At 28.9% G+C, this 19,322-nt stretch carries 17 protein-coding genes; 15 read left to right on the forward strand and 2 right to left on the reverse strand.

What is annotated here, in order from left to right; translation table 11 throughout:
- Window positions 1–4: 4 nt before the first annotated feature.
- The 12 genes from ispG (at window position 5) to ACAG39_08745 (ending at window position 14,680) form a co-directional block, all read left to right on the forward strand.
- Window positions 5–1,057 carry a flavodoxin-dependent (E)-4-hydroxy-3-methylbut-2-enyl-diphosphate synthase gene (gene ispG / locus ACAG39_08690; GenBank protein ID MEZ0537312.1) on the forward strand — a complete coding sequence of 351 codons (1,053 nt, stop codon included), beginning with the start codon at window positions 5–7 and terminating at the stop codon, window positions 1,055–1,057.
- A complete protein-coding gene (locus tag ACAG39_08695; protein ID MEZ0537313.1) occupies window positions 1,058–1,705 on the forward strand; it encodes a glycosyltransferase family 2 protein in 648 nt (215 codons plus the stop codon). It abuts the gene before it with no gap.
- 8 nt (window positions 1,706–1,713) lie between these two features.
- Window positions 1,714–5,937, forward strand: coding sequence for a PolC-type DNA polymerase III (locus ACAG39_08700; protein ID MEZ0537314.1), 4,224 nt, complete (start codon window positions 1,714–1,716; stop codon window positions 5,935–5,937).
- A gap of 15 nt (window positions 5,938–5,952) precedes the next feature.
- On the forward strand, window positions 5,953–6,588 hold the full coding sequence (locus ACAG39_08705) for a thiamine diphosphokinase (GenBank protein MEZ0537315.1): 636 nt from the start codon (window positions 5,953–5,955) through the stop codon (window positions 6,586–6,588).
- Between the two features lie 60 nt (window positions 6,589–6,648).
- Window positions 6,649–6,918 carry a GlsB/YeaQ/YmgE family stress response membrane protein gene (locus ACAG39_08710; protein MEZ0537316.1) on the forward strand — a complete coding sequence of 90 codons (270 nt, stop codon included), beginning with the start codon at window positions 6,649–6,651 and terminating at the stop codon, window positions 6,916–6,918.
- Between the two features lie 202 nt (window positions 6,919–7,120).
- Window positions 7,121–8,233, forward strand: a complete 1,113-nt coding sequence (locus ACAG39_08715) for an ABC transporter ATP-binding protein (GenBank protein MEZ0537317.1) — start codon at window positions 7,121–7,123, stop codon at window positions 8,231–8,233.
- A gap of 152 nt (window positions 8,234–8,385) precedes the next feature.
- A complete protein-coding gene (locus tag ACAG39_08720; protein ID MEZ0537318.1) occupies window positions 8,386–9,480 on the forward strand; it encodes a PucR family transcriptional regulator in 1,095 nt (364 codons plus the stop codon).
- 17 nt (window positions 9,481–9,497) lie between these two features.
- Window positions 9,498–10,217, forward strand: a complete 720-nt coding sequence (ftsE, locus tag ACAG39_08725; GenBank protein ID MEZ0537319.1) for a cell division ATP-binding protein FtsE — start codon at window positions 9,498–9,500, stop codon at window positions 10,215–10,217.
- On the forward strand, window positions 10,174–11,058 hold the full coding sequence (gene ftsX / locus ACAG39_08730; protein ID MEZ0537320.1) for a permease-like cell division protein FtsX: 885 nt from the start codon (window positions 10,174–10,176) through the stop codon (window positions 11,056–11,058). The genes ftsE and ftsX overlap by 44 nt, the downstream gene beginning before the upstream one ends.
- Window positions 11,059–11,070: 12 nt before the next feature.
- Window positions 11,071–12,195, forward strand: a complete 1,125-nt coding sequence (locus tag ACAG39_08735; GenBank protein ID MEZ0537321.1) for a murein hydrolase activator EnvC — start codon at window positions 11,071–11,073, stop codon at window positions 12,193–12,195.
- A gap of 25 nt (window positions 12,196–12,220) precedes the next feature.
- Window positions 12,221–13,408, forward strand: coding sequence for a S41 family peptidase (locus ACAG39_08740; protein ID MEZ0537322.1), 1,188 nt, complete (start codon window positions 12,221–12,223; stop codon window positions 13,406–13,408).
- A 21-nt stretch (window positions 13,409–13,429) separates the two neighbouring features.
- Entirely contained in the window at window positions 13,430–14,680 is a 1,251-nt protein-coding gene (locus ACAG39_08745; protein MEZ0537323.1) for a PDZ domain-containing protein, read from the forward strand.
- A gap of 32 nt (window positions 14,681–14,712) precedes the next feature.
- Here the strand turns inward: ACAG39_08745 and ACAG39_08750 are convergent, their stop codons facing one another.
- Window positions 14,713–14,961 (reverse strand): hypothetical protein, encoded by a 249-nt coding sequence (locus ACAG39_08750; protein ID MEZ0537324.1) that lies wholly within the window; start codon window positions 14,959–14,961, stop codon window positions 14,713–14,715.
- A gap of 151 nt (window positions 14,962–15,112) precedes the next feature.
- Here ACAG39_08750 and ACAG39_08755 point away from each other — a divergent pair, with 151 nt between their 5' ends.
- Window positions 15,113–16,024 carry a peptidoglycan DD-metalloendopeptidase family protein gene (locus ACAG39_08755; protein ID MEZ0537325.1) on the forward strand — a complete coding sequence of 304 codons (912 nt, stop codon included), beginning with the start codon at window positions 15,113–15,115 and terminating at the stop codon, window positions 16,022–16,024.
- Window positions 16,025–16,127: 103 nt separating this feature from the next.
- Here the strand turns inward: ACAG39_08755 and ACAG39_08760 are convergent, their stop codons facing one another.
- Window positions 16,128–17,219 (reverse strand): glycosyltransferase, encoded by a 1,092-nt coding sequence (locus ACAG39_08760; protein MEZ0537326.1) that lies wholly within the window; start codon window positions 17,217–17,219, stop codon window positions 16,128–16,130.
- A 97-nt stretch (window positions 17,220–17,316) separates the two neighbouring features.
- Between ACAG39_08760 and ACAG39_08765 the strand changes: the two genes are divergently transcribed.
- Entirely contained in the window at window positions 17,317–17,874 is a 558-nt protein-coding gene (locus ACAG39_08765; protein ID MEZ0537327.1) for a cell wall hydrolase, read from the forward strand.
- A 9-nt stretch (window positions 17,875–17,883) separates the two neighbouring features.
- Window positions 17,884–19,293, forward strand: a complete 1,410-nt coding sequence (gene ypeB, locus ACAG39_08770) for a germination protein YpeB (protein ID MEZ0537328.1) — start codon at window positions 17,884–17,886, stop codon at window positions 19,291–19,293.
- Window positions 19,294–19,322 lie beyond the last annotated feature (29 nt).

Genomic DNA, 19,322 nt, shown 5'->3' on the forward strand with positions numbered 1-19,322 from the left:
AAGATTGACTAAGGAGATTAAAATAGGCAATAGGTATATTGGAGGAAACAATAAAATACTAATTCAATCTATGACAAATACAAAAACTATCGATATAGATAAAACAGTTGAACAAATAAAAATATTAGAAGAAAATGGCTGTGATATAATTAGAGTTGCAGTACCTGATAATAATAGTGCAAAAGCCATTGAGAAAATTAAGGAAAGCATAACTATACCTATAGTTGCCGATATTCATTTTGATTATAAATTAGCAATAGAATCTATCAGATACGGAGCAGATAAGATAAGGATTAATCCTGGGAACATTGGTGGAGAAGAAAAGGTTGCCGAAATTGTAAAAGAGGCAAAACGATATAATATTCCTATTAGAGTTGGAGCAAACTCTGGATCACTTCCTAAGTGGATTCTTCAAAAATATGGCTCACCAACACCTGAAGCCATAGTTGAAGCTGCTTTAGAACAGGTTGCTTTGTTAGAAAAATATGATTTTGATAATATAGTTATATCAGTAAAATCATCTGACATTAAAAAAACAATTGAAAGCTATAGAATTCTATCTACTAAAACTAAGTATCCATTACATTTGGGATTAACTGAAGCAGGAACATTTTTGACAGGAACTATAAAATCATCTATTGCTATTGGAAGTCTACTTTTAGATGGAATAGGTGATACTATAAGGGTATCTTTAACAGATGATCCTTTAAAAGAAGTAATAGTAGCTAAGGAAATATTAAAATCTATTAATCTTCGAAAAGGAGTTAATATAATATCATGTCCAACATGTGCAAGATGTAGAGTAAATTTAACACAAATTGCTTCTGAGGTTGAAAAGAGACTATCTAACATTGATGAAAATTTAAATGTAGCAATAATGGGATGTGCTGTAAATGGTCCTGGAGAAGCTAAAGAGGCAGATATTGGAATTGCATGTGGTGATAAAGAAGGATTGCTTTTTATAAAAGGTGAAATAAAAGAAAAAATTCCTGAAAACAAAATTGTAGATAAACTTATTGAAGGGATTAATAGTCTTTTATACATGAGGAGGGATTAAATGCGAAAGGTATCAGTAATAATACCTGCACACAATGAAGAAGAAAGAATAGGGAATGTATTAGATGTGGTTAAAAAAAGTCTATTGATTAATAGTATATATGTAGTTGATGATGGATCTACTGATAATACAAGTCAAGTAGCAGAAAGTTATAATGTAAATGTATTGCGGTTACCAGAGAATAAAGGCAAAGGTTTTGCTGTTTTATATGGTGTTAAGAATACTGAAAGTGATGTTATTTTAATGCTTGATGCTGACTTAATTAATCTTAAAGAAGAACACATAGAAAATTTATTAAATCCGGTCTTACAAGATAATGCTGATATGACCATAGGTATTTTTTCTAATGGAAGATTTTCAACTGATTTAGCTCAAATGATATCTCCATTTTTATCAGGTCAAAGAGCAATAAAAAGATGGATATTTGACGAGATTGATATAGAACAAGTAAATCAGGCTGGTTATGCTATTGAGATAATTCTTACAAATATAGCAAAAAAATTGGAGCTTAGGGTAATGGAAGTTGATTTACCAAATGTATCACATGTTATGAAAGAGGAAAAAATGGGCTTCATAAAAGGTTCACAAGCAAGAATGAAAATGTATAAGGATATTTTCAAAGGTTTAATAATTTCAAAACAAAAGTAGGGATATTTATGCTGACTGAAGGTATTTTAAATATTAAGCCTATTAAAATTGAATATAACACTAACAAAAATAACTTAATTCTTTATCTTGACAGATTAAATGATATTGATGAAAGAATTTTTGAAAATATGGAATTACACATAACAGAGAATTTAAAGGTTTGCAATGATGTTGAATTTAGACTTGTTCCTAAAAATAGATATGTTTTAATAGAAGTAATTGAGAATTACAAGTGGTATTTGTTTTATAAAATATATAAAAAATGTAGAGGTCTTAAAACAATTCTTAAAGATTTTGATTTTGAAGTTCAAAATAATAATAGCCTTATAATAAATGTTCCAGTAGGAATAAAGGATATTTTGCTGGATAGGAAGGTTGATCTATTATTAAATCAAGTTTTGAAAAATGAATTTAGCATAGAAACTCAAATTTTAATAAAAACAAAAGAAATGAATTTTGAGATTGAAAATGAGTTAAATATTATTGATTTTGAAAAACATAAAGATATAACAGAGCACAAAGAAGAAACACATAAAGTGGATAAAAAAACCGAAGTGAATGATGATGAAAAAAAAGTAGTATTTGGAAAAAAGATTAATATTGATCCTACTCCCATCAGTCAAATAAAAACTGGTGAAAAGGTATGTATTGAAGGAGAAGTTATAAATATCGAGTCAAAAGAAAGCAAGAACGGCACGCATTTAATATATAAGTTTTATATTACTGATTATAAAAACTCAACATTTGCAAAATGTATTATAAAAAAGGACAAGGATACTCTTTCTATAATAAAAAAGGGATCATATATAAAGATTTTTGGAAATGTAGAGTTTGATGATTATGAAAAAACTATATCAATAGTTGCTAAAGATATAAATTTTTCAAAAAAAATTGAGAGACTGGATAACAGCACTCAAAAAAGAGTGGAACTGCACTGCCATACTAAAATGTCTTCAATGGACGCAGTTTCTTCTGTAGAAGATATCATAAAAACTGCTGCTACGTGGGGACATAAGGCAATTGCAATTACCGATCATGGAGTTGTTCAAGCATATCCTGAAGCTCAAAATACACAAAAGGCATTTAAGGACAAACCAATAAAGATAATCTATGGAATGGAATGCTATTTAGTAGATGATGGTATCCCAATTGTTTACTTTGCAGATGAAAACCAAACATTAGATGATACATTTGTTGTTTTTGACGTTGAAACAACTGGCTTTGATGCTCATAAAGATAAAATTATTGAAATTGGTGCTGTTAAAGTAAAGAACAATCAAATTGTTGATAAATTTTCTACATTTATTAATCCAAATATGAAACTACCTAAGAAAATAATTGAGCTTACTTCAATAGATGACAATATGTTAGTTGATGCTCCACAAATAGAAGAGGTAATAGTAAATTTCTTTGAATTTTGCAAAGATTCAATATTAGTTGCTCATAATGCACAGTTTGATATTGGATTTATTAAACAAGCTTTTATACAGAATAATTTAAAATTTGATTTTACATTTATTGATACATTAGAACTTTCAAGAAGATTATTAAAAGAACTAAATTCACATAAACTAAATAAAGTAGCACAACATTTAAATATTGAACTTATTTCTCACCATAGAGCTGTTGATGATGCACAAGCAACAGCAAATATTTTTATTGAATTTGTAAATAGATTAAAAAGTAAAGGGTATAATAGGCTATCTGAAATAAATAACTTAGAAAAATCTAATAAAGATATTTCAAAATTAAATTCATACCATGCAACAATTTTAGTTAAGAATTATCAAGGATTATATAATCTTTATAAGTTAACTTCAATTTCACATCTTGAGTTTTTTTATAAAAGACCAAGAATACCAAAGAGTCTGCTTACTCAATACAAAGAGGGTTTAATTGTTGGTAGTGCTTGTGAAGCTGGAGAGCTATTTAGAGCATTTATTGAAGGAAAATCAGAATATGAGATAGAAAAGATATCAAGATTTTATGACTATTTTGAAATAATGCCTGTTATAAATAACTCTTTTTTAGTCAGAGAAGGGTATATAGAAAACTTTGATGCTTTAAGAGAAATAAATAAAAAGATTTATGCATTAGGTAAAAAAACTGGGAAATTGGTTGTTGCTACATCAGATGCTCATTATATCAATAAAGAGGAAAAGATATTTAGGCAAATACTAAAACATTCACAAGGATATAATGATGTTGATAATGATCCTGATCTTTATCTCAGAACAACAGATGAGATGATAGAAGAATTCTCTTATTTAGGTGAAAAAGAGTGTTTTGAAGTGGTTGTAGAAAATACTAATAAAATTGCAGATATGATTGAAAATATAAAGCCAATACCTGATGAAACTTTCCCACCTAAAATTGAGGGTGCTGAAGATACAATTATGCAGATGACAATGTCTAAAGCACATGAAATATATGGTGAAAATCTGCCTAAGGTTGTTTCTGAAAGGTTAGAAAAAGAGCTTAATTCAATTATTAAAAATGGATTTTCTGTAATGTATTTAATTGCTCAAAAACTTGTATCAAAATCATTATCAGATGGTTATTTGGTGGGTTCTAGAGGTTCTGTTGGATCATCTTTAGTTGCTACAATGTGTGGTATAACAGAGGTAAATCCATTACCTCCACATTATGTTTGTCCAAATTGTAAGTATTCTGAATTTATTCTTGATGGAAGTATTGGGTCAGGGTTTGACTTACCAGATAAAGGATGCCCAAACTGTAAAACTAAACTTAAAAAAGATGGCCATGATATACCTTTTGAAACATTTTTAGGATTTGATGGTGATAAAGAACCTGATATAGATTTAAACTTTTCAGGTGAATATCAGCCAATTGCTCATAAATATACAGAAGAATTGTTTGGCCAAGGCCATGTATTCAGAGCTGGAACAATTTCTACTGTTGCAGAAAAAACTGCAATTGGTTATGTTTTAAAATATGCAGAAGAAAAAGGAAAGAATTTTCATCCTGCTGAGATATTTAGACTGTCAAATGGTTGTTCAGGTGTAAAAAGAACAACAGGACAACATCCTGGTGGACTTATGATTGTTCCAAAGGACAAAGAAATATATGAATTTACACCTATACAAAGACCAGCTGATGCAGAAGATGCATCAGTTATTACAACACATTTTGACTATCATGCAATATCTGGAAGGTTATTAAAACTTGATATTCTTGGTCATGATGATCCTACTGTTATTAGGATGCTTCAAGATTTAACAGGAGTAAACCCAAAAGAAATTCCGCTTGATGATAAAAAAACAATGAGTTTGTTTACCTCAACAGAGGCATTAGGTATATCTCCAGAAGATATTGACTGCGAAATAGGTACATTTGGTATACCAGAATTTGGGACAAGGTTTGTTAGACAAATGTTAATTGAAACAAAACCAAAAACATTTTCAGAGCTTATAAGAATTAGTGGTTTATCACATGGTGAAGATGTTTGGCTTAATAATGCTCAAGAACTTGTAAAAAACAACATAACAACATTAAAGGATGTTATTTCTACACGTGATGACATTATGGTATATTTGATTTATAAGAATGTGCCACCTAAAGATAGTTTTAGAATAATGGAGCAGGTTAGAAAAGGTAAAGGTCTAAGTAAAGATGACGAAAACCTTCTTAAACAATATAATGTTCCAGATTGGTATATAGAAAGTTGCAAAAAAATAAAATATATGTTCCCAAAAGCCCATGCTGCTGCCTATGTAATGATGGCATTTAGAATTGCTTATTTCAAGGTTTATTATAAAGAGGCGTTTTATGCAACTTATTTTACTGTGAGAGCTGATGAATTTGATTATTCAACAATAATGCAAGGAAGGGAACTAATTAGAGAAAAAATAAGAGATCTTGAAAATAGAATTGGAAATCTGTCACAAAAAGAAAAGGGTTTATTAACAATATTAGAAATTGCAAACGAAATGCTAGCAAGAGGACTCAAATTTTATCCTGTTGATATTGATGAATCTGATGCTACAATGTTTAAAATAAAAGATGATGGACTTTTAGTTCCCTTAAATGCTTTGCCAAATGTTGGTTCAGCTGCTGCCAAAAACATACAAGAAGCAAGAAAAGAAGGAAAGTTTTTATCTATTGAAGATTTACAAAGAAGAACCAAAGTAAATAAGCAGGTTCTTGAAATATTTAAACAATATAAGATTTTAAAAGATATACCAGAAACAAGTCAATTAAGTTTTATTTAAAATGGGGTTTATGATATGAAAGGTGTTATTATTTCGAATGGCAAAAAGGAAGGAAAAGATTTTTATTTAAGCGAAATTAAAGATTCTAACTTTTTAATATGCTGTGATGGTGGACTTAATATAGCATATATGTATGAGTTAATTCCAAATCTTATTATTGGTGATTTTGATTCTGTTGATTCAATTGCTTTGGAATATTATAAGAAGAAAAATGTACCAATAATGCAATTTGATAAAGAAAAAGATAAAACTGATACTCAAATAGCTGTTGAATATCTTCTTGCTGAAAAATTTGATAATGTTGTTATGTTATCTTGTACAGGGAGCAGAATTGATCACACAATGGCTAACATTTCTTTGCTTTATAAAATAATAGATAATAACGCTTTTGGTTGCATAAAAGATAGCAATAATATAATTTATTTAGTTAAAAAAGAGATAGCCTTAAGAAATTTAAAAGGAAGGATTATTTCATTACTTCCTTTTACTCAATATGTTGAAGGAATTAATTCAAAGGGTTTATATTATCCATTAAATAATTCAGCTATGGAGTTTGGTAATCCTTATGGTATTTCAAACATTATAATGGAAAATGAAGCAAAAATAGAACTTAAGAAAGGACTATTATTGGCTATTATATCTAATGACTAAATTAATTTTTTTTAAACATAATAAATATTGAACTCCTATAAAAAAAAGGGGGTCAATAGGATGATTGGATTTATAATGACATTGATTGTTGCAGCAATAGCAGGCTATATAGGAGATGCATTGACAAAGTATAAGATGCCTGGTGGATTTATTGGTGCAATGATTGCTGGTTTGGTAGGATCTTGGATAGGGGCGTATATCCCATTTTTTAGGAGACTAGGACCGGTTGTAGCAGGAATACCCATAATACCAACAATTTTAGGTGCAGCTATTTTTATCTTTGTACTAGGTATGTTTCGAAAAACAGCAGAAGAAGCTACTACAAAATAAACCCATAATGACCAATAAAAGTCTGGCAAGGCTGAAAACCTTGCCAGTTTTAAGTTATATGATATTTTTGATTATACATGTTATCTAAAATAAATTAAAAAAGTTTGTTGAAAAATTCAGTAGTTTTTATTTGAAAATAATTGTATAGTCTATATTAGATAACATTTTGTGTTTATTACATTATTCAGGAGGTTAAATTTACATGGCAAGTCTTAAATTAAAAGGTGTTTACAAAAGATATGCTGGCGGAGTAACAGCAGTATCTGACTTTAATTTGGATATCGAAGATAAAGAGTTTATAGTTCTTGTTGGACCATCCGGTTGTGGTAAAACTACAACTCTTAGAATGATTGCAGGTTTGGAAGAAATTACTGAGGGCGAAATTTACATAGGTGACAAGCTTGTAAATGATGTTCCACCAAAAGATAGAGATATAGCAATGGTATTCCAAAACTACGCATTATATCCACATATGACTGTATTTGAAAATATGGCTTTTGGTTTAAAACTTAGAAAAGTTCCAAAGGATGAAATCAAAAGACGTGTTTCAGAAGCTGCTAAGATATTAGGTATTGAACATTTACTTGACAGAAAGCCAAAGGCATTATCAGGTGGACAAAGACAGAGGGTTGCTTTAGGACGTGCTATTGTTAGAGAACCTAAGGTATTCTTGATGGACGAACCTTTATCAAACCTTGATGCTAAGTTAAGGGTTCAAATGAGAACTGAAATATCAAAGCTTCATAATAGACTTGGAACAACATTCATTTATGTTACACATGACCAAACAGAAGCTATGACAATGGGTACAAGAATTGTTGTTATGAAGGATGGCTTCATTCAACAAGTTGATTCACCACAAGCTTTATACGAACAACCAGCTAACCTATTTGTTGCAGGATTTATCGGATCACCACAAATGAACTTTGTAGATGCTAAGATTGAACAAAAAGACAAAAATGTATACGTTGTATTTGGCAGAAATTCAATTAAATTAACAGAAGCTAAAGCTAAAAAGGTTGAAGAATTAGGCTACATTGGTAAAGAAGTTATTCTTGGTATAAGACCAGAAGATTTACATGATGAAGAAATATTCTTACAAACAGCTCAAGAATCAACAGTTGATGCAAATGTTGACGTTGTTGAAATGTTAGGTTCTGAAACATTATTATATGTTGTTGTTGATGGTGTTAACATGATAGCAAGAGTTGATCCAAGATCAAAAGCTAAAGAAGGTGACACAATTAAGCTTGCTCTTGATGTTAACAGAATTCACTTGTTTGACAAAGAAACTGAAAAAGCAATTGTTCACTAATATTCAAGAATAAAAAATAAAAGGTTGGCAATTTTAATTGTCAACCTTTTAAATTTTTTATTATGTATCAAAAATTTGCTTAAAAAGTCTTTTACTTTTGCATGCAAAAAAAGTATAATAAATTTATAAAAAACATAGAGGGTGAGGATTTAGTGATTACACAAAAAATAATTGATGTTCTTGAACAAGCAAAGGATATAATTAGTGATGAATTTGGATATATTGAAGCTGATGGGAGAGTTGTATTTAGCTCAAATCCGCTTTCAAATAATAGATTAAATACTGTTGCTATTGATATGATTAGAACAGATACAGATTTAGAGGTTTTTGAAGGAAGGACATATAAAGTATTTAGAACTCAAACAGATATCTATGTTCTTTATATAAATAACAATACAGAACATGCTGAAAGATATCTTGATTTACTCAATTTTGTAGTTTCAAAAGCTAAGGAACCTGCATCTCAATATGATAAAAAATTATTTATAAAAAATCTATTATATGATAATGTTCTTCCTGGAGAGATATATACAAAAGCAAGAGAACTTCATATTGCAACCTCAGCTTCAAGAGTGGTTTTTGCTATTTATATTCCAAATGTTAAAGAAGCAAAAGAAATTAATGTTGGTGATATTTTAACAAGTATTTTCCCAAAAAGTACACGAGACTTTATTATTCAGCTTGATAATCAAATATTAGTATTTATTAAGGAGCTAAAGCAAGGTGCTAATAATGATGAGGCATATAAAGTAGCAAGAATTATACTTGACACTTTAAATTCGGAGTTATTACTTAAAGCTTATATTGGTATTGGTTCAGTTGTAGAAGATATTAAAGAAATTTCTATGTCATATAAAGAAGCTGAAGCGGCACTCAAAATAGGATATATCTTTGAAAAAGATAAATATGTAGTTAGCTATCATAAGCTAGGAATTGGAAGGCTTATATATCAGATGCCAACCAAGCTGTGTGAAATGTTCTTAGATGAAGTATTTAAAGATGTAAAAATGTCTGATTTTGATCCTGAATTAATTCAAACTGTTCAAATGTTCTTTGAATGCAACCTAAATGTATCTGAAACAGCAAGACAGCTATATATTCATAGAAATACTTTGGTTTACAGATTAGACAAGATAGAAAAGATGATAGGGTTAGATCTTAGAAGATTTGATCATGCTATTATATTCAAAATAGCAATGCTTGTTCACCAATATTTGGAACATACAAAAGGGATAACAAAACTATAGAATTTGAAGGTGAAACAATGCTTCAATTTAAAAATGTATCAAAGATATATTCTAATGGAGTTGCAGCACTAAAAGATGTTAACTTAACTATAAACAAAGGGGAGTTTGCTTTTATTGTTGGTTCGAGCGGTGCTGGTAAATCCACACTTATTAAGCTTCTATTAAAAGAGATTGATCCAACTGATGGTGAAATTTTTGTTGGAGAATACAATTTAAACAATTTGAAACAAAAAGAAATACCTTACTATAGAAGAAAAATAGGGATAGTATTTCAGGATTTTAGATTGCTACCCAATAAAACTGTATACGAAAATGTTGCATTTGCTATGCAAATAACAGAATCACCACATAAATTAATTAGAAGACAAGTTCCATATATATTATCTCTTGTTGGGCTTTTATCAAAATCAAAATGTTATCCACATCAGCTTTCAGGTGGAGAACAGCAAAGGGTTGCGTTAGCTCGAGCTATTATTAATAGGCCAAATATATTAATTGCAGATGAGCCAACCGGAAATCTTGATCCTGATACTTCTTGGGAGATTATGAACCTATTAGAAGATATAAATAAAAGAGGGACTACTGTAATTGTAGCAACACATGCTAAAGAGATAGTTAATCAAATGAAAAAAAGGGTTATTGCAATTGATAAAGGAATTATTGTAAAAGACCAAGAAAGAGGAGTATATGAATATGAAAGTCCAGACCTTCAAGTACTTTCTTCACGATGGATTTAAAAATATATTTTTGAATAAAACTATGGCTGCTGCTTCAATTTCTATTGTAGTAGCAGCCTTAACTATAGTCGGAATTTTTTTTATGTTTGCTTTGAATTTAGACTTTATTTCAAAACAGATGGAACAAAAGATTGATATAAAAATATACATAGATAAACAAAAAGAAGACAAAATAGGGATAATAGAGGAAAAGATTAAAAATAACGCTTATGTAAAAAGCTATAAGTTTATTAGTCCAGAAATGGCTTTGGAGAATTTTAAGAAAAGCTTAGGTAATAAGGGAAATTTATTGGAAGGATTTGATAAAGATAACCCATTAAGAGCATCATTTGAAATAAAACCTACTGATATTAAGTATGCCGAAAAGCTTACAAAAATACTTGAAAATATTGATGGAATTTCAGAAATTTATTGTCCGACTCAATCAATAAATAAACTAAAGAATATAACAAATATAATAAGGATTTTTTGTTTGGTTATTGTTGCAATACTTTTTATTGTATCTATATTTATAATTTCAAATACAATAAAGATTACAATGTTCGCAAGAAGAAGAGAAATTTCAATTATGAAATATATTGGTGCAACAAACTGGTTTATTAGATGGCCTTTTGTAATTGAAGGATTTATAATTGGCATTATAGGCTCAATAATATCATATTTTATTGTTTTTATAATTAGTCATTATTCAATAGACTATATTTCAAAAATAATCACATTTATTAAGTTCATAGAAATAAAACAATACAGTAAGCTGTTTATTATAACATTTTTAATTACTGGTGGTTTAGTTGGAACATTAGGAAGTATTGTTTCGATAAGAAAATATCTAAAAGTATGAGGAGGGCTGAAATTGAAACAAAAGATAGCAGCAATTTTATTGTTTGTTTTTATTATCAATTCAGCCTTTGCAACAACTCTTAAAGAATATCAAGAAAAGCTTAATAAATATGAGCAAAATAAGAACAAAACAAAAAAGAAAATAGAAGAGATCAAAACACAAAAAGTTGAAATATCAAATCAGATTAATCAAATTGATAAAAATATCTATACACTGTCACAGAATATAAATAAAACTCAGAATGACATTTATATTTATGAAAATAAAATAAATGAAGTGAATATAAAACTTAATAAAAGTATAAATCTCAAAAATGAACACTATCAAAAGCTTAAGAATAGAATTCAGGCTATATATGAAGCAAGTAATGTTACATACCTTGAGGTATTGTTAGAATCAAACGATATAGGTGATTTTTTTTCAAGACTTGCATATATAAAAGATATAATGGAATATGATAGAAGAATACTAACAGATTATTTGAATACTATAAAAGATATAGAACAAAATAAGAAAGCACTTATATCATTAAAAAGTAACCTAGAAACTAAAAAAAATGAATTTATAAGCCAAAAACAAGTTTTAGAACAAAAGCAAAACTCAAAGAAAGAACTTTTAGATAAACTTGAAAAACAACAGGATGAACTTGAAAAGGTTTTAGATGAGCTTGAAAGAATATCAAATGAAATATCTAAAAAGATAAAAGAGATAATTTCTCAACAAAAAAAGAAAAGGAAATATATTGGCGGGAAGCTTTTATGGCCACTACTTAACGAATATCCAATAACATCTTATTTTGGTAATAGATTTCATCCTATATTAAAAAAATACAAAATGCATACCGGAATTGATATTGGTGCTCCTTATGGGGCAAATGTGTTAGCAGCATCAGATGGAGAAATAATATATGCAGGCTGGATAAGTGGATACGGTCAAGCAATTATTATTGATCATGGTAGTAATATCACTACATTGTATGCACATTTATCAAATATATCAGTAAGGGTTGGGCAGATAGTAAAAAAAGGTGAAAAGATTGGTAATGTTGGTTCAACAGGTTATTCAACTGGGCCACATCTTCATTTTGAAGTTCGTATTAATGGAGATGTTACTGACCCTTTACAATATCTTAGATGAAAATTGAGCAAAGGAGCGTTAATGTATGAAGAAAAGACTGCAATTGGTTGTCGTAATTATAATTACTGCATTAATAACATATTTATTTACAACATTCTACTATTTTGGACTACCTGTAACAGGAAACGTGACAGGAGATATTCCCAAAAACCAAAAGTTCCTGAAGATTCTTGCACTAATAAAAAGCTACTATTATCAACCAAACCAAGTTACAGATCAAAAACTTTTAGAAGGTGCTATAAGAGGACTTACACTTGCTACAGAAGATCCATATACAGAATATTATAACAAAAAAGAATTTCAAGATTTTCTAATTCAGAGCAAAGGAACATATTATGGTATTGGTGTAACAATTGAACCAGGTGAACATTTCATTGAGGTAATAACACCATTTGAAGGATCTCCAGCTGACAAAGCAGGAATAAAACCTGGAGATAAAATTATTAAAATAAATGGAAAAACTATGACATCAAAGGATATAGACAGAGCTGTTAGCATAATGAGAGGACAAAAAGGGACACCAGTTACTGTTACAATATTAAGAGATGGTGTTGATAATCCATTTGATTTAAAAATAATAAGAGATGAAATTAAAATAAAAACTGTAAGTTATAAAATAGTTGATAAAAATATAGGATATATTAGAATATCTAATTTTGATGAAAATACTCCACAAGATTTTCAATCGGCTTTGACTAATCTTAAAGGTGAAGGGATTAAGGGGCTTATAGTTGATTTAAGATTTAATCCTGGTGGATTGCTAGATTCTGTTGTTGCTGTTTCAAGTAACTTTTTGAAAAATAATCAATTAATTGTTTATTTAAAAGATAGATTCGGTAATAGACAGGATTATAAATCTAATTTTGCTGGAGATACAAATTTACCTCTTGTTGTTCTAACTAATGGTTATTCGGCATCTGCTTCTGAGATTTTCGCTGGTTGTATGAAAGATTTGAAAAGGGCTACCTTAATTGGCGAAAAAACTTTTGGCAAAGGTATTGTTCAAGAAGTATTTGATTTAAAAGATGGTTCAGCATTAAAAATGACTGTAAGCCAGTATTTTACACCAAATGGAAATTATATTCATAAAAAGGGTATACAACCAGATATAGTTGTCAAACCTTTAAATGAATACAAAGAAAAAATAAATGTTCCACTTGATAAGGATATTCAACTACAAAAAGCAATAGAGGTATTAAAAGAAAAGTTCTAATTATTTTTGAGGTGTTATTATATGAATACTTTTTATTGGCAAATGACAAAGCTTGCAGCCTTAAATATTGTTCAATCTTTGTTTTCGTTCTATTTTTGGGTTGTAATCATAATTGTAGTATTTTTATATAAAAGGGAACAGACATTTGAAAATCATGTATTAGGATATAACAGAAGAACATTATCTTATAAAGTTGTTGAATCTACTTTAGCTGGTATAGTAGGGGGCTTTATTGCTTCTCTTGTAATTTTATACACTGGAATAGTAATTGATATTGATAGTTTTATGTATCTTTGGTATATTGCTTTAATACTTGCGTTGATAAACCCAAGATATTTATGTTTTTCTTATGCAGGTGGTATTATTTCTGTTGTATACCTTATAACTGGTTATCCTAAAACTGATGTATCTGGACTTATGATTATTGTAGCTATTCTTCATCTTATTGAAAGTATTTTAATAGCAATTGATGGTTATAAAGGGAGCATTCCTGTAATAATTAACCATAAGAATGGGGTATCAGGAGCATACTTAATTGAACGATTTTGGCCTATTCCAATGATGATGATTGCATTAGCAACTGTTTTAAATGGTTCTATTACCTCAGTTGATATTTCTCAACCTAATTGGTGGCCACTTTTCAAGCAAGCTAATATTGATAGAAATGCTATGCTTCTTCTTACGCCTGTTGTGGCTGCGTTAGGTTATGGAGACATTGCTGTAAATAATACACCTGAGATTGTATCAAAAAAAACTTCAATAGAACTAGCATTATTTAGTATAACATTATTTGCATTATCAGCGTTGTCATATAAATATTATATATTTAAATGGATTGCTGCTTTATTTGCACCTATTGCACATGAAACTATTATAATAATTCAACAAAAACTTCAGAGAAACGGAAAGTCGATATTTCTACCATCTCATCAAGGGGTTAAAGTGCTTTATGTTGTAGAAAACGAGATTGGAGAGAAGTTAGGAATAAAACCTGGTGATACAATATTATCTATAAATGGAGCTACCATTTACAATGAAAATGTTCTTAAGGATTTTTTTAATGAAAAAAGAAGCTACATTTGGCTTACAATCATTGATAAGAATGGTAATAAAAAAGAATTAAACTATCAAGACTATAAAGGAATTGAAAAATTAGGAATATTAATTGTTACAAATGACTCAAATGTTAATTATATACTTGAGAGTGAAGGTTATTTTGTTTTTTTAAAAAACATAATGTTGAGTCTTAAAAGTCTATTTTCAAAAAGATAAATTTTTAGCGGGTATTATTAAATTCACCCGCTTTATTTTTTTTCAAAATAATCAAAAAGTATTGCTGCACCAAGTCCTTCTAAGAATATTACAAATGAATTTTGAATTAAACCTTGTGATAGAATATTCAAATCAATAACACTTGAAACATAATTCTTTGACAAAAGATACACCTTAATTCCAAATAAAAGCATAGCTATACTTATAATACTAAAATAAAAAAGAATTTTTTTTGCCCTTTTTGAAATGTTGGGCCATTTATTATTTTTGCTTTTTTCCATTATGGCACCCACTTTATAATTATGTAATTTTATATGTTTATGATAACAAAAATCACTCATTCAATCAAAGAAAAGAATTGGTATTCAATAAGTAATAATAAGTATATCAAATAAAAATGTGGAAACAATATTTGATAGGAGGTGCCTAATAATGGATTTTAAAAAAAAGAAGTTTTCAGAAAGGTTGATTAATTTTTTTGATAGTAAAGGATTTTATATTATTATAGTTGTATGTCTAATAATTATCGGTGCTTCAATATATACTATAGTTTCAAATGATTACAGCAGATATAACGTTGAGGAAAAAAGCACTGAAAAAATTCAATTAAATACAAAAGAAAATAATAAGCAGAGCCAAAGTATAACACAACTTCCAAAAAGCACAGAAGAAACAAGTGTTGATAAAACAAAAATTGGAGAATCTATTAAACAAACCAATAGTAACAAAAGTCAACAGGAGACTACAAATATAACTTCATCAAAGAACACCGTAGAAAATAATGCCACAACTCAAGTAACAAAAACAACATCAAAGGTAACTCAAAAAATTATCTCTGATAAAACTAACATTATAGAACAGGCTCCAAGTTCGACACAAATAGTTACAGAAAATAAGGCTGATGATACTTTAGAGGTAATAAATCCAGTTAATTTTAAGCCTATATATCCTCTATTAGGGAAGGTATCATTAGAATATTCAGATGAAACATTAACCTATTCTAAAACTTTAGATGAATGGACTGTTCACAATGGTATAGATATCCAAGCATCAAAAGGTAGTGATGTTAAAGCATGTTTTGATGGTACCGTAATAGATATTGGAAATGATCCACTGTATGGTTATTATATAATGATTGATCATGGTGATGGATATGTTTCTAAGTATTGCAATTTAGAATCAATAAAAAATATTCAATTAGGACAACTGGTAAAACAAGGACAAAAAATAGGGCAAGTAGGGCAAACTGCTGAGATAGAAAGTTTAGATCCACCTCATCTACACTTTGAAATTCTTTTTAATAATAAAAATGAAAACCCATTGAAGTATCTTCCTCCAAGATAAATATAAGTAACAAAGAGGGTGTTTATTAAAATGAGCACCCTCTCTTTGCTTAAGAAAATATGTTAATTCACAAAATACTAAAAAATTAAATTTTTACAACTATTCATACAATTTTAGCTAAAAAATCTGCAATATCATAAGCTGAATTTGGTTTTGATAAGAATTTACATGAATTTTTCATTTGAGCAAGTCTTTCATTATTATTAATAATCTGATTAAATGTAATATCAAACTGTTCTAAACTTTCAGAATAAACAGCTGCACCATTATTAACAAGATAAAAGGTATTTCTTTCTTCTTGGCCTGGAATAGGAGAAAACAAAAACATTGGAAGATTTTTGCTTAATGCTTCTGCACACGTAAGACCACCTGGTTTAGTAATTAATAGACTACTTATACTCATCAACTGATAAATGTAATCAACGAAACCTAACACAATTATTTTATCAGTATACTTTTCATATCTTTGTGAAATCATATCTTTGAGAATTTTGTTATTTCCAGTAACAACTATTATATTATATTGTGTATTATTTTTTAAAATTATGTCTACAATTTTGTCTATTTTACCAAGGCCTAAACTTCCACCCATGACAAGTATATTTTTATTATTTAAATTCTCGGTATCATTATTTTCAACAAATAGAGGAGAAATAGGTATGCCAAAAGTTAATATTTTATCCTTTTCAGCACCTCTTAATATTGCTTCATAAACGAGATTTTCATGATGAACAACATAGTAATCTACTAAAGGGTTTATCCAAAAGGGATGTATAGTAAAATCTGTTACAACACTAATTACCGGTGTTCCAATCTTTCCTCTTTTTTTTAGTTCACATACCATATCTACTGGTGACGGATGTGTTCCAATTATTATATCAGGTTCAAAATCATTTATTATATTTAATAACTTATAAAAAACAAAATAGAACTTTTCATAAATTACATTATTTAATTTCTTTGGTGGGCCTTTTTCAGTAGAATCGTACATAAGGCCGTAAATAAAAGGAACTGTTTTTATAGCTTTCAAGTAAGTTCCAATTGCTAACTTGTCTAATATAGGATTAATAAGCTTTAAAGCATCTACTATTAAAACTTTATTTTCGAAATTTCTATTTTGAATTGCTTTTTTTATTGCATTAGCAGCAGAGAGATGTCCACCACCTGCATTTATTGTCAATATAAGAGATTTCATTTTTTATTCACCTCAAAATATATTCTAACACTCTTTTGAATAAATAAAAAATCAAAACAAAAAATATATATGAAATATTTTTTTGGGGGGAATTTGTATGACAAAAACAATTAAAAAAAATTTGCTATTAATATTATTGCTATTAATTGGCTTTTGCTTAAGCATATTTACAGCAAAGTTTCTTTATGAGATGAAAAAAAATCAAGATATTTTAATTGAAAAAAAATTAGAAAAGCTTCTATTAGACGCTGACAAAGAAGTAATGAATGATAGTATCCAAACTCAAGGTTCAACATCATATCAAAATAAAGACCTCTATCTACTTGCAAGAGCAATTAATGGGGAGGCAAGAGGTGAACCATATATAGGACAAGTAGCAGTAGGTGCAGTTATCATAAATAGAACTAAACATCCAGGATTTCCAAAAACTATTAGTGGAGTTATTTATCAGCCAGGTGCATTTACTGCTGTTACCGATGGTCAGATAAATACCAATATTGAAGCATCAGCTTATAAAGCTGCAAAAGATGCTTTAAATGGCTGGGACCCCACTAATGGCTGCATATATTACTATAATCCAGCAAAGACCACAAACAAATGGATTTGGAGTAGAAAGGTAATGTTAGTTATAGGTAAACACAGATTTGCAAAATAAATTTAAGAGGTGAGTGTTTTGAGTATTCTTGGTAAATACAAAGAACTGAGAGACAGATTAAAAGATGTAAGGCTATGGAGCATAATGGCAGTTTCAGTTGCTATTATGATAATTATAGCTCTTTGGGGTGTAAATCAATATAAAGGAAAAGCTAATTTTCATAATTATCTTACAAATATGTGGCATAGATCTTTTTTTGATACTGTTTCATATGTTCAGAATATTCAGTCAATATTATCAAAGGCTGAACTGTCATCTGATAGAACCGAAAAAGCTATTCTTTTTTCAGAGGTGTGGAGAAACTCTTTTGCAGCACAAGAAAATCTTAATCAGCTTCCAATTGAAAGTAATGTAGCTCTTGAAAGAACATCAAAATATTTAACCCAACTTGGTGATCTTAGTTTTTCATTATCAAAACAACTGATGAACGGAAAAGATCTTACAGCAAGTCAACTTAAGATAATAAAAAAATTAAAACAATATGCTGATAAACTAAGCGATAATCTAAATGATTTATCAATTGAAATAAGTCAAGGTAAGTTAAAATGGGGGGAAGTTAGAAAGGTTGGCACATCAAGATTTAGAAAAATATCTCAAAATGTAACAAGTGCAAGAATGTTAGCAGCAGAAAGTGGTTTTAAGGATTACCCTACTCTTATATATGATGGACCATTTTCTGACCATGTAGCAAGGCAGAAACCAAAAGGACTTGGAACAAAAACAATTTCAAGAGATAATGCAAAAAAGATAGCATTAGATTTTGTTAATTTGAAAAAAGTAGATACTATAAATTATATGGGTGTATCAGGTGACAAAATAAAAACATATAATTTCGAAATAATTCCAAATAAAAATATTAAGACAAGAACAATCGATATAGCAGTTACTGTAATTGGTGGAAAAGTTTTATGGATGATTGATAATAGAGATGTAGCTGCAGCTAAACTTGGTATTGTTAACGCTAAAAAGTCTGGATATAACTTCTTGAAAGAAAAAGGGTTTACAAATATGCAGGACACATATTATTTGAAACAAGATAACACTGCACTTATAAACTATATTTACACTCAAAATGGAGTAAAGATCTATCCTGATATGGTAAAGGTAAGAGTTGCTCTTGATAATGGACAAATTGTAAGTTTTGATGCAACGCCATATTATATGTCGCATACAAAAAGAACAATTCCAAAACCAGCGATAAGTGAATCAAAAGCAAGATCAATGATATCACGAAACTTTGATATTCAAAGCACAAGCCTAAGTATAATTCCACTTCCTTCAGGAAGAGAAGTATTCACGTATGAATTTATGGGAAAATTTGATGGAAAGTATTTTATAGATTATATTAATGCACTTACTGGAAAAGAGGAAAATATAATTCAAATAATAAAAGATCCAAATGGAATTTTATCAATGTAAACATTATATTTTTATAATATTTGCAAACA

The sequence above is a fragment of the Caldicellulosiruptoraceae bacterium PP1 genome, assembly GCA_041320695.1.
In the GTDB taxonomy this organism is placed as follows: Bacteria; Bacillota; Thermoanaerobacteria; order Caldicellulosiruptorales; family Caldicellulosiruptoraceae; genus JBGGOQ01.

Excerpts from the sequence above, each read along its gene's own strand:
- ACAG39_08700 (MEZ0537314.1), top strand. The coding sequence starts at position 1,714 with ATGCTGACTGAAGGTATTTTAAATATTAAGCCTATTAAAATTGAATAT.
- ftsE (MEZ0537319.1), top strand. The coding sequence starts at position 9,498 with ATGCTTCAATTTAAAAATGTATCAAAGATATATTCTAATGGAGTTGCA.
- ACAG39_08760 (MEZ0537326.1), bottom strand. The coding sequence starts at position 17,219 with ATGAAATCTCTTATATTGACAATAAATGCAGGTGGTGGACATCTCTCT.
- ftsX (MEZ0537320.1), top strand. The coding sequence starts at position 10,174 with ATGAAAGTCCAGACCTTCAAGTACTTTCTTCACGATGGATTTAAAAAT.
- ACAG39_08745 (MEZ0537323.1), top strand. The coding sequence starts at position 13,430 with ATGAATACTTTTTATTGGCAAATGACAAAGCTTGCAGCCTTAAATATT.
- ACAG39_08755 (MEZ0537325.1), top strand. The coding sequence starts at position 15,113 with ATGGATTTTAAAAAAAAGAAGTTTTCAGAAAGGTTGATTAATTTTTTT.
- ACAG39_08705 (MEZ0537315.1), top strand. The coding sequence starts at position 5,953 with ATGAAAGGTGTTATTATTTCGAATGGCAAAAAGGAAGGAAAAGATTTT.
- ACAG39_08750 (MEZ0537324.1), bottom strand. The coding sequence starts at position 14,961 with ATGGAAAAAAGCAAAAATAATAAATGGCCCAACATTTCAAAAAGGGCA.
- ACAG39_08710 (MEZ0537316.1), top strand. The coding sequence starts at position 6,649 with ATGATTGGATTTATAATGACATTGATTGTTGCAGCAATAGCAGGCTAT.
- ACAG39_08695 (MEZ0537313.1), top strand. The coding sequence starts at position 1,058 with ATGCGAAAGGTATCAGTAATAATACCTGCACACAATGAAGAAGAAAGA.
- ACAG39_08765 (MEZ0537327.1), top strand. The coding sequence starts at position 17,317 with ATGACAAAAACAATTAAAAAAAATTTGCTATTAATATTATTGCTATTA.
- ACAG39_08740 (MEZ0537322.1), top strand. The coding sequence starts at position 12,221 with ATGAAGAAAAGACTGCAATTGGTTGTCGTAATTATAATTACTGCATTA.
- ACAG39_08715 (MEZ0537317.1), top strand. The coding sequence starts at position 7,121 with ATGGCAAGTCTTAAATTAAAAGGTGTTTACAAAAGATATGCTGGCGGA.